Below are 11,418 nucleotides of genomic sequence, written 5' to 3' on the forward strand. Positions count from 1 at the left end.
TCGAATATGGAGAAATAAATCTCCCGGAGTACTTGGCATGGAATATTCTGGGCCGCTCACTCCCGCAAAGGTTTCTAGTTCTTTTGGTTTAGCAGCATTCGGGAATAAATAATCCCAGGCCGAATTGCTGAAACCAATGGCCACTCGTAGGTCTGCTTCTGGTTCTCGAATACGCATCGAACGAATAATTGCTTGAGAGCGATCTGCAAATTCTTGGACAGCTGCTTGAGCCGTTGCTTGATCTGCCCTAGTTAAGGCTAAAGATACAAATTCAACATTCTTTCCAACATCTTTCCACACATCTTGAGCTTGGCTAGGATCTACAGTAGTCATGTTTAAAATCTCCATTATTATTAATTGTGATAAATTAAACCACCTTAACTTATTCACTATTCTTATTTTAACACCTGATTACCAGTAAAAATAAGAAAAATAAAATGTTGCTAATCAACGATTAAGCTTAATTAGCAACATTTCAAAATTAATTTAGTTAAAATTTTAAGCTTTTTCCAGCTCTTTTTGTGACAGCCACAGATGGTTCACGTATTCTTGACCACCAGTGGTAGGTGTAAAGGTAACTGCGTAAGCTGGACCAGAAATGCATTTCACAACTTTACCCTTAGCCCCCTTCATTCCATCCATGTGATCAGCTTTAACGGTAACCTTGCTACCTTTTTTAAGTCCTTTGTTATTATCTGCGGTCAATTCAGACTTAACTACATATTTATGGTTTTTAACTTCTTTGCCGCCATTGGTGGGTTTATAATTAATTTCATACAAATTGGTGTCGTAAGCGCCAGTAACTTTTGCCATTGCACCCTTCATCCCAGGCATGTGGTTAGCTTTTATTTTAACCATTGAATTAACCTTGAACTTAGGATTTTTGGCCATTTTCAAATCAGTTGGTAAGGCATTGTCATGTTTCATCATCATTGCCATGGAGCCTTTATTTTTGGACATGTCCATAGACTTTTTATCCATTTTGTTATTGTTCATATTCATGTTGCTGGAATTATTACTATCAGCTAAAACTGGACTAACCGTATTAGCAGCACTAACTGCCAATGTGACTGTAGTTAAACTGGCCATCATTATTTTTTTCATCTTCATAATTTAACGCTTCTTTCAAAAATTTTTTAAGCACCATTTCCAATTGACTTTACTTAGTTACTTAGTTTCTTTGCCCCATTGGTCTTTTTTAAATTGTTCTCGACCGCCCATTTCTTCTATTTGAGCTCGAAAGGGGTTCTTTTTATAAAAATCCTGATGGTATTCTTCAGCTGGATAAAATGGTTTTGCATCTTCGATTTTTGTTACAATCGGCGCATCAAATTTACCAGAAGCATTCAACTCCTGTTTGGATGCTTCTGCAATCTGACGTTGCTCCGCACTGTTCACAAAAATAACGGGCCGATAGCTGTCACCGCGGTCTTGGAACTGACCACTAGCATCAGTTGGATCAGTTTGGCGCCAATAGATCTCAACAAGCTGTTTGTAAGAAATAACTGACGGGTCAAATGTAATTTTAACTGCTTCGGTATGACCCGTTGTCTCAGAACAAACCTGCTCATAGGTTGGGTTAGCAACATGTCCACCTGTATAACCAGAAACAACTGATTCAATCCCAGGCATTTGATCAAACGGTTCAACCATACACCAAAAACATCCGCCGGCGAAAATAGCTGTATCAGTTTTTTTCATGAATCTGCCTCCTAGTTTAAGTAATTATTCTACCAATGACTTATATTTACCGTAACCTTCCGCATCCATGTCATCAAAAGGAACAAAACGAAGTGCAGCAGAGTTAATACAATACCGTAATCCGCCTTTATCAGTGGGACCATCTGGAAAAACATGACCTAAATGTGAGTTACCTTGAGCGCTTTCAACTTCCTCACGAATCATGCCAAATGAGGTATCAGTCTTACTTTTAATTCCATCTTTTTCAATGGGCTTTGTGAAAGCCGGCCAACCACAACCAGAATCATATTTGTCAGTCGAACTAAACAGCGGCTCCCCACTAACAACGTCAACGTAAATCCCCTTTTTAAAGAAATCATCGTATTTACCAGTAAAAGCTGGCTCCGTAGCAGCTTCTTGGGTAACAGCATACTGTTCTGGAGTTAACTTGTCCTTCAATGCTTGTTTTTTTAATTCACTCATTCTATGCCCTCCTATTCATATTCCCTTACACTTACTTATAATAACCAAATGGAATTCAATTGCAAACAATTGAATTCGAAAAAAGAATCCCCGCAATGCGCAAGAATTCTTTTGATAATCACTAATTATTTTCCAAGGCTTCTGTTAGCGGTGGAACAACTTGTTTTTTTCGGGAAACAACCCCAGGCAAGTTCATCACATCGTTTTCGTCAAGCTCAGTATGAAAAGCATTTGTAACGGCTGTTTTAGGATCTCCCACCACAATTAACATTGAGTTACTGGTCAAAACATTGGTAGCTAACACTAAAAAGAGATCATAGTTAGCAGACTGTGCTTCAACTTTCATTGCCGCCTTAATTTCAGCTAGTCGCTTGGTAATATCAGCTAGATCCACGACATTAATTTGATCAATTCGAACTTGTTTGTTACCGAGAGTAAATGATTTTGCATCACCTGTAATTAATTCAACCGCTGTTTTTGCATCAACATTCGTTCCAGCTTTTAACATTTTAACACCGTAATCAGCATAGTCCGGTACTTCAGCAATTTCGGCGAGCGCCTGCAGAGCTTCTCGGTCGACATCAGTCGTTGTTGGAGACTTCAACAAAAGCGTATCGGAAATAATGGCTGACATCATCAGCCCCGCAATCTCTTTTGGAATGTCAACGCCTTCTTCAGAATACATCTGGGTAATAATGGTTGAACAGCAGCCATAGGGAGCAGCTCTGTAATAAAGTGGTTTTTCAGTATTAAAACCACTAATGCGATGATGATCAACAACGTGAGTAACAGTCAAGTCAGCAATATCGCTAATACTTTGTTGCGGTTCATTGTGATCAACCAACATAACTTGATCTGTTTCTGGTCGAGCAGCATTTACAACCCGTGGAGCCTTAACTCCAAAATAGTCTAATACAAACTGCGTCTCGGGATTTACATTTCCCAGTGCAACTGCCTCTGTATCATAGCCGTCCTGTTTTTCTAAATAAGCAAGGGCAATTGCCGCTGCGATTGCATCCGTATCTGGATTTTGATGCCCAAAAACTAATTCTTTTGTCATCTTGAAACTCTCCTTTTGATTACAAGCATTGTATTTTAACTTTATCATAATTTGCTTAACTTATCTGTTTTTAACTAACTTTTCTCTGCAATAGTTGGACCTGTTCCCAGCAAATGAGTTAATCTCACTGGAACTCCCACTGTCTTTGGATCGAGTACTTTCGTACCGTTGGAAGTTCGTGTGCCAACATGATACTTATTTAACACTAAATCAAGTTGTTGATCATGGTCTGTGCGAACCTGGATTAGTTGTTCAGCTTCCTGAATCATTAAAAAATCGGCGACTAAAATTCGGCGACTTTTAAGCTCATGCAGAATTTTGATACCCTTGCGACCTCGGGTGGTCACTGGAATATCGCTAATAGAGAGCTTTTTAAAACTTCCATCTTGAAAGATAACAGCTACTTCTGAATTATTTGGATCCACTAACTGGCAGTTAACCACCCGATCATCAGCTGCTAGTTTCATAGACTGCACTCCACCAGCTTTGGCTCCAGTAGTAGAAACTAATGATAGTGGATAACGGAGCGCTAAACCTTGTTGTGATACTAGTAGTACTTGCAATTCGGCTTGAGTGCTTGAAACATATGCAACACTAACGACTGCATCTGTTGGACTAGATAACTTTAAATAGCTGGTGGCACGAGTTTTATAAGTTCGAGTTGGCAACAGTTTGTCAAACTGAACTTGTTTAATATGACCAGCTCGGCTCGCAATTAAAAATTTACCTGATTGTTTTAGCGATTGGAAAGTATGCACTGCAATGACTTTTTCTTGTGAATCAATCCCAGTTAACTGAGAAATATGCGAACCCGTATCCTTCCATTTTAAATCATCAATTTCATTAACCGGTCGATAAATTAAATTACCACGATCTGTAAATAAATAAACAATATCTTGTGTGTTTAGTTGACCAATAAAGACCGGATAATCATCTTGCTTCAAACCATTGTCGGCTACATCGGACGCCTTAAAAGAGCGCAGACTACTTCGCTTAAAGTATCCGTCATGAGAAAGTAATACCATCACGTTTTCAGATGGAATCGTAACATGTTTACTGATTTGGAGATCTTCAATCTCTGCCTCAATTGTAGAGCGCCGAGGAGACTTAAATTCAGCTGCAATTGCAGTTAATTCTTGACGTAAGACCTGATCCAATTTAGCTGAATCTGCCAAAATACTATTGTACTCAGTAATTTTACTAGTTAGTTGCTCGTGTTCTGCTTGTAACTTAGTAACATCTGTATTGGTTAAGCGGTATAGTTGCAAAGCCACAATGGCATCTGCCTGCTGCTCGGTGAACTGGTATTCTTTAACTAAGTTATCACGAGCATTGGTCCGGTTAGCACTTGCGCGAATCGTTGCAATTACCTGATCAAGAATTGAGAGTGCTTTAATGAGACCCGTAACAATATGTTGTCGGGCTTGTGCTTGCCGTAAATCAAAGTTAGTACGATTAGTGATGATCGTGCGTTGATAATCTAAATAGGCAGTCAGAATGCTTTTTAATGATAACCGTTGTGGTCTTCTTTCCTTAATGGCCACCACATTGAAATTATAAGAAACTTGCAAATCAGTATTTTTATACAGATAATTTAAGATTCCATGCGTATCAGCATTTCGTTTGATTTCAATTGAGATTAAGAGACCGGAGCGATCTGAATCATCGCGAACCTCAGCAATCCCATCAATTTCTTTATTTAAACGAATTTCATCAATTTGTTTAACCAGTTGCGATTTATTGACTTCATATGGAATTTCAGTAATGCGAATTTCTTCTTTGCTACTACGAAGTTTTTTAATGGTGGAACGAGATCTAATCATAATCCGACCACGTCCCGTTTGATAAGCCTGTTTAATGCCATCTAAGCCCTGGATGATCCCACCGGTTGGAAAATCAGGACCTTTAATAAAGTTCATCAGTTCTTCTAGGCTGGCATCTGGATGCTTTTGTAAGTGAATCAATGCCCCAACAACTTCTGACAGGTTATGAGGTGGAATTTCTGTTGCATATCCGGCAGAAATGCCAGTAGCTCCATTGATTAATAGGTTAGGAATCCGTGCTGGTAAGACCGTTGGCTCTTTTTCGGTATCATCAAAATTTAAGACCCAGTCAACCGTTTCCTTATCGATGTCACGTAACATTTCATTGGAAATCTTGCTTAAACGGGCTTCTGTATAACGCATGGCAGCTGGAGGGTCACCGTCCATGGAACCATTATTACCGTGCATATCAATCAACGGTGCCCGTAACTTCCAAGCTTGGCTCATCCGAACCATTGCCTCATAAATTGAACTATCGCCATGGGGATGAAAATTACCCATAACGTTTCCAACTGATTTAGCGGCTTTTCGAAAGCCTTTTTCATAGGTATTTCCGTCTTTATTCATTGAATAAAGAATGCGACGTTGGACTGGTTTTAACCCATCACGAATGTCTGGAAGTGCTCGTTCTTGAATGATGGACTTTGAGTAGCGACTAAATCGTTCATCCATAACAGTCGCTAGCGCTAGTTCTTTAATTGTCGCCTTTTTCGGCATGCTTGCCACCTCTTAATTATTCGTATGATCCAAGATACTGCCGTCATCTTCTAACGTAAATTGAACATTGGCTTCAATCCAATTACGTCGGGGCTCTACTTTATTTCCCATTAGAGTAGAAACTTGCTGTTCAGCTTGAACTGCATCATCAATTTGAACTCGAATTAAGGTACGTTTGCTAGGGTCCATGGTAGTCTCCCAAAGTTGGTCGGCATTCATTTCTCCTAAACCTTTAAAACGTTGTAAATTAGCCCCCTTAGGAAACTGTTTTCTTAACTGTTCAAGCTCTTCATTAGTCCAAGCATACTCAATCTTTTGATTAGCGCCGTGTCCCGTCTGCATCTTATACAGCGGTGGTAGCGCAACATAAACTCGACCAGCATCAATCATTTGCCGCATATATTTATAGAAAAATGTCAACAATAGAATCTGGATGTGAGCACCATCGTCATCAGCATCCGTCATGATAATAATTTTGTCATAATTCGCATTTTGCAGTTGAAAGTCATCGCCCATTCCAGCTCCAACTGTATACATAATCGTGCTAATTTCTTCATTTTTAAGGATGTCAGTTAGACTAGCCCGCTCCGTATTTAATACTTTTCCACGTAATGGCAAAATCGCCTGATGTTTACGGTCTCTTCCTTGTTTGGCAGAGCCACCGGCTGAATCCCCCTCGACTAAGAAAAGTTCATTAAGTCGGGCGTCTTTGGACTGAGCTGGGGTCAATTTACCCGAAAGTAGCCGTTCACTCTTGTGTTTTTTCTTACCGTGTCGACTTTCATCCCGCGCTTTTTTAGCAGCTTCACGGGCTTTTCTAGCTCGCAAAGCTTTTTTAACTAATAGAGTTGCTAAATCAGCATTCTCCATTAAAAAATACCGGAGCTGCTCTGCCACTACGTTGTCAACGATTGCCCGAGCAGCCGGAGTTCCTAATTTTTCCTTCGTTTGACCCTCAAATTGAAGTTCTTCCTCTGGAATTCGTAGAGCGATTACCGCAGTCAGTCCTTCGCGGATGTCAGCGCCCTCAAGATTTTTATCTTTTTCTTTTAATAGATCGACTTTTCGTGCGTACTCATTAAAAGCTTTCGTCCATCCACTGCGAAAACCGGCTTCATGAGTTCCTCCGTCTTTAGTTCTGACGTTGTTAACAAATGACAGCATTGATTCTGTATAACCGTCGTTATACTGTGCCGCAACTTCGACTTCAATGCCGTTTTTGTTACCATCAAAATAAAGCACATCACCAATGGTTGTCTTGGCTTCATTTAAATATTTAACAAAATCCTTGATTCCATCATCATATTTAAAAATCGCCGTTTGCTCTTGACCAACCCGCTCATCGGTAAGTACAATTTGTACATTTTTCAATAAAAAAGCTGATTCTCGCAGTCGCGTCGCTAGCGTTTCAAAATTATAGACGGTCGTCGTAAACATGGTTGGATCAGGTTTAAATGTAATCGTTGTCCCCGTTGGTTGGGTGGTCTTTCCTAGCTTACGTAGAGTACCTACTGGGGTTCCCCCGTTTTTAAAATCTTCTTGATATAATTGATGATCACGAACAATCTTGACCGTAAGGGATTCTGAAAGTGCATTTACAACGCTTGATCCAACTCCATGGAGACCTCCAGAAGTTTTGTAACCTCCCTGACCAAATTTACCTCCAGCATGCAGAACCGTTAAAATCACTTCGGGGGTCGGTTTCCCAGAGGCATGCATTCCAACTGGCATCCCGCGTCCATGATCAGTAACGGTAATGCTATCATCAGCATGGATTGTGACATTTATCTGATCGCCGTAACCAGCAATTGCCTCATCAACAGCATTGTCAACAATTTCATACACCAAATGATGAAGTCCGCGGGCATCGGTAGAACCGATATACATTCCCGGACGCTTTCGAACAGCTTCTAGTCCGTGGAGAACCTGGATGGAAGTCGAATCATACTCTTGTGACTGCTTGGTTTTTGCCATGGTCATTCGCTCCTTTTGTCTGTAATTATGATAACTTATTTTCTTTGATATGCAAATTAAACCAGGTTAATGACTGAGTTTAACTGGTATGCAACTGTTTTAATTACAAAATTAATGCTAAAATAACTGCTGTTAATTAACCGTAACATTGGAGGAAACATGTTTAAAATTATCGTGCTTTTAATCATTGCATATCTGCTTGGTTCCATTCTAAATGGGATTTGGATTGGAAAATTGTTTTTTCATGTTGATATTACTCGGCATGGATCCAAAAATATCGGTGCAACCAACACTTTTCGTCTTTTAGGACCAGTTGCAGGAAGCTTAGTGATGATTTTAGATATTGGAAAGGGGTATCTAGCCACTTGGCTGCCAACCCTTTTTGGGATTCACGGTTGGTACCCGTTAGTGTTTGGAGTTGCTGCAATTTTAGGTCATACCTTTTCAATTTTTTATCACTTTAAGGGTGGTAAGGCCGTTGCTACCAGCGCTGGGATGCTAATGGCCTATAACTTAAGTTTTTTTATGATCGCAGCAGTTACGTTTATTGCCAGTATCTTCATCACTAGCATGGTTAGTTTGGGAAGCATGTTGGGATTTATTATTATCGTCTTTTCGGCATGTTTAATCCACGACAATGCCCTAATTATCTTAGCGCTTTGTTTAACGGTTTTTATCTTCTATCTTCATCGCAATAATATTCATAAAATATTGAACGGTTCAGAGAATTTGACTGACTGGGGTCTATATTACTGGTATTTAAAATACGTAAAAAAAAGCCCCCGTGTGTTAAAACACCGCCGGCGGTAATCTGATTTAACTTTAACTATAAAGAACCCTGATCAAGGATTCGCGTGAGTACCTTACCCACCATCGGGATCAGAGTTCTTTTTTATGCTTAAACTTGTAATTTTCATGGTAAATATTAATGTGCTGGCAATTAGTTTCAGTATTGTTTCTATTTGCAGTCGCAAAAAATAGTTAGGAACGGGGAGAGGTTCATTAGAGCGTCTCCCCTTTTTCAAAATAAAAATTAAACAAAAAGAGTACATATATCATTAACTCTTAAAACAGAAAAAGAAACCTTAAATCTTAATGATTTTTGAAGTTTCTTTTTTACTTTCTTCTTGTACTTTTTTTGACCATTTTCCTTTAATTCCAGAATCTATTTTAGAACTTAACCCATCTATTTTACTTTTACCATTAACCTCATCAATTCTAACTTCATCAATACTACTTTTATACTTAATCTTTGATTTAATTACTGATCCATTACCGATCAGTCTAACCATATTTTTTTCTAATGTTTTCTCTGCCTCGCTGAGTGTTTTAAAATCTAGGACTGGATCATAGAGCATTACCATAATTAATTCTCTTTTCGTTTATCATTGGTTTTACTTTCAATTTCATCTAACTGTTTATTCAAGTCTTTTTGTTTAACTTGAAATTCATCATATAATTGAGTTTCTGCTTTTTTACGATGTCTCATAAGTCCATCTCCAAACTCTTCGAATAAATATCCTGTTTTAATTTTAATTTCTTCATGTATATCCAATGCAATTAACACATTATAATAAACATCATGCTGTTGATTTAAATATCGATTACCTTGTCTATATACATTAAAAATCTCATCTTGCTTTTCATGATATTCTCGTTTTAAATTATCCAATTTAGTTTCAAGTTGATCAATTTTTTTAGCTTTTTGTCTAGAATCTAAACTCATATATTAAAGTCCTTTGCCAACTCACTATCTCTTTGAACCACTTTTTCAATGCCTTGTTGTACCTTACTTTCCCACTCTTCAAACTTATTTTTTAACTCTTTAGCTTTAGTAATTCTTTGATTAGCGTCTTCTTTATATTTTCCAACCATACTTTGATAGTTAGCTCCACCTTCATTTAAGCAATGTATTAATTCATCTGGTGATAGTTGTGAGCTAACCATCATACTTTTTTCTTTAACTTCTTGCCAATATTTTTCTTGTTCTCTAACTACCTTATGTAATTTTTTTATAATCTCATCGAGTATCTCTTTAGCTACATCTCTAATGGCTATCGTTAATTCTGTTGCTACTGATGCATCTAACATAATCTCATCTGCATCAGTTAAAGCTCCACTACTTTTCAATCGCTTATATTCTTCTTGAATTGATGATAATTCGATATCAAAGGTATTAAATATGTCAGTATCAACTTGACCTGTCTTTTTTTCAAAATGGTAACTATCAATAAAATGACCATTAATCATACCCATAATTCCTTTTCCATACTTTGATGAAAATTCATTTACAGAAAAAGCTTTCCCCAGTTGAGCAATCATTTGCCAGTTAGCTATAATATCAGATTTATGATAATAATTTTTGAACATTTCTGGATGATTTTTAATATACGCTAAATCTGTATCATTTAAATTACTTCGTGGATCAGCACTAGAAAAAGTTGTCATTGAAAAATGATGCTTTGCGGCTAAATAAAAAATCAATGCTCCACCCAAAGAATGTCCAGTTCCATGTTTAATATCACTTGCAGAAAATCCTTTGGATTCTAACTTATTAACGGTTTCATTATAAAATCGATCCGCAGAAGTAAATTGGCTATGATCCAAAGCATTTGAAACAATACCATATACATAAGCACTTGGTCCTATAATAGTTCTAGATTCAGGAATTTGTGTTGCATCGGTAATAACATCTTTAATATCATCAAAATTAGTCCCTGCAATCGCAATTTGAACATTATGATAATCAGGTTTCCCATTTTTATAAGGAGCAACTGCCATCCCTTGAAACCCAGTTTCTTGATCATCTTCAGTTGCTATAACTTCATATTTATTATTTTCTGTATCAAAATAGGGTTTCTTTCTAGGACGAATAGGATTTTGATCTTTTTGGTGATCAACGCTATAAGCCATCGTACATAAATCACTATTCTGCTTATCTGTAAGAGCATTATTCATTACTAATACTCCTCATAGTTGTATTTGATTTGTATATTATTAAAATCACTTTTCCCCTCTTTTACCGGCATTTTATCAGCTTCTGCTATTAAAGTGGGTTTTTTACTATCTTCATCGATTGCATATTTGCTTATTCTATCTTTTTGTTTATTTTGGTTAATATAAAAATTAAAATAAACAGTACCCAATGGTGTTGTTGTATATTTGGTAAATTCAACATCTTTTATGCCTGTATATCTATTTGAAAGATCTTTAACAATTTCTGTTTCGTACTTTTTAAGTGCTTTCCTTTTTTCATTATTTTCAATAGCAACTTCTCTATTATGTTCTTTCACTTTATTAAATACTCCTATTCCTAATACTATAAATAAACTCATCCCTAATAACATATATATAAACAAAATTTTTATTCTTTGCTTTTTCATACATACCCTTCTAAACATTTTTTATGTAAAGGACAAACAACTAATTAATCAATTTATTACACAAAGCTAAAACAATAATCTAATATTCTTTGTTCAAAGGATTTAAGTTCACCAAAAGCCTCTGCTAAATCGTTACCTTGAACAACCAGATAATCTTGTCTACTTAATAAATTGTCAATTGCATTTTTTGCCTTCTTATTTTACATAACTATCTCCTCTAAAAAATTATTAATAACACAATTATACCATTAAACTACATTTTTGTTTTTTATTTTTTTGTTCTTTCGCGATGTTTTTT

12 protein-coding genes and 1 pseudogene are annotated in these 11,418 nt (G+C 37.1%); 1 reads left to right on the forward strand and 12 read right to left on the reverse strand.

Features of this window, described 5'->3' with window-relative positions:
* From B808_RS05200 to parE, 7 genes are all read right to left on the reverse strand, one after another.
* The coding region (locus B808_RS05200; RefSeq protein WP_035422354.1) for a Dyp-type peroxidase domain-containing protein at window positions 1–333 on the reverse strand (333 nt) is incomplete at its 3' end.
* Window positions 334–498: 165 nt separating this feature from the next.
* Entirely contained in the window at window positions 499–1,110 is a 612-nt protein-coding gene (locus tag B808_RS05205; RefSeq protein WP_100221788.1) for a YdhK family protein, read from the reverse strand.
* Between the two features lie 57 nt (window positions 1,111–1,167).
* A complete protein-coding gene (gene msrA / locus B808_RS05210; RefSeq protein WP_009166287.1) occupies window positions 1,168–1,701 on the reverse strand; it encodes a peptide-methionine (S)-S-oxide reductase MsrA in 534 nt (177 codons plus the stop codon).
* A gap of 24 nt (window positions 1,702–1,725) precedes the next feature.
* Window positions 1,726–2,163, reverse strand: coding sequence for a peptide-methionine (R)-S-oxide reductase MsrB (gene msrB / locus B808_RS05215; protein ID WP_009166286.1), 438 nt, complete (start codon window positions 2,161–2,163; stop codon window positions 1,726–1,728).
* Window positions 2,164–2,284: 121 nt separating this feature from the next.
* A complete protein-coding gene (locus tag B808_RS05220) occupies window positions 2,285–3,223 on the reverse strand; it encodes a manganese-dependent inorganic pyrophosphatase (protein WP_009166285.1) in 939 nt (312 codons plus the stop codon).
* Between the two features lie 74 nt (window positions 3,224–3,297).
* A complete protein-coding gene (gene parC, locus B808_RS05225) occupies window positions 3,298–5,763 on the reverse strand; it encodes a DNA topoisomerase IV subunit A (RefSeq protein ID WP_009166284.1) in 2,466 nt (821 codons plus the stop codon).
* Window positions 5,764–5,775: 12 nt separating this feature from the next.
* Window positions 5,776–7,737: a DNA topoisomerase IV subunit B gene (parE, locus tag B808_RS05230; protein WP_009166283.1), complete on the reverse strand. Its 1,962-nt coding sequence runs from the start codon at window positions 7,735–7,737 to the stop codon at window positions 5,776–5,778.
* 159 nt (window positions 7,738–7,896) lie between these two features.
* Here parE and plsY point away from each other — a divergent pair, with 159 nt between their 5' ends.
* Window positions 7,897–8,547: a glycerol-3-phosphate 1-O-acyltransferase PlsY gene (gene plsY, locus B808_RS05235; protein ID WP_009166282.1), complete on the forward strand. Its 651-nt coding sequence runs from the start codon at window positions 7,897–7,899 to the stop codon at window positions 8,545–8,547.
* Window positions 8,548–8,822: 275 nt separating this feature from the next.
* Here plsY and B808_RS05240 read toward each other — a convergent pair whose 3' ends face one another.
* The 5 genes and pseudogenes from B808_RS05240 to B808_RS06670 form a co-directional block, all read right to left on the reverse strand.
* Entirely contained in the window at window positions 8,823–9,101 is a 279-nt protein-coding gene (locus tag B808_RS05240) for a hypothetical protein (protein ID WP_009166281.1), read from the reverse strand.
* A gap of 2 nt (window positions 9,102–9,103) precedes the next feature.
* Window positions 9,104–9,463, reverse strand: a complete 360-nt coding sequence (locus B808_RS05245; protein ID WP_009166280.1) for a hypothetical protein — start codon at window positions 9,461–9,463, stop codon at window positions 9,104–9,106.
* Window positions 9,460–10,695, reverse strand: a complete 1,236-nt coding sequence (locus B808_RS05250) for an alpha/beta hydrolase family protein (RefSeq protein WP_009166279.1) — start codon at window positions 10,693–10,695, stop codon at window positions 9,460–9,462. Before B808_RS05250 ends, B808_RS05245 begins: the two co-directional genes overlap by 4 nt.
* A 2-nt stretch (window positions 10,696–10,697) precedes the next feature.
* Window positions 10,698–11,120, reverse strand: coding sequence for a hypothetical protein (locus tag B808_RS05255; RefSeq protein WP_035422358.1), 423 nt, complete (start codon window positions 11,118–11,120; stop codon window positions 10,698–10,700).
* A gap of 59 nt (window positions 11,121–11,179) precedes the next feature.
* Window positions 11,180–11,299 (reverse strand): annotated as a pseudogene (locus tag B808_RS06670) (replication initiation protein); the annotation flags it as partial.
* Between the last annotated feature and the right edge of the window lie 119 nt (window positions 11,300–11,418).

Origin of the sequence: Fructilactobacillus florum 8D (assembly GCF_000512295.1) — a bacterium.
Classification (GTDB): Bacteria; Bacillota; Bacilli; order Lactobacillales; family Lactobacillaceae; genus Fructilactobacillus; species Fructilactobacillus florum.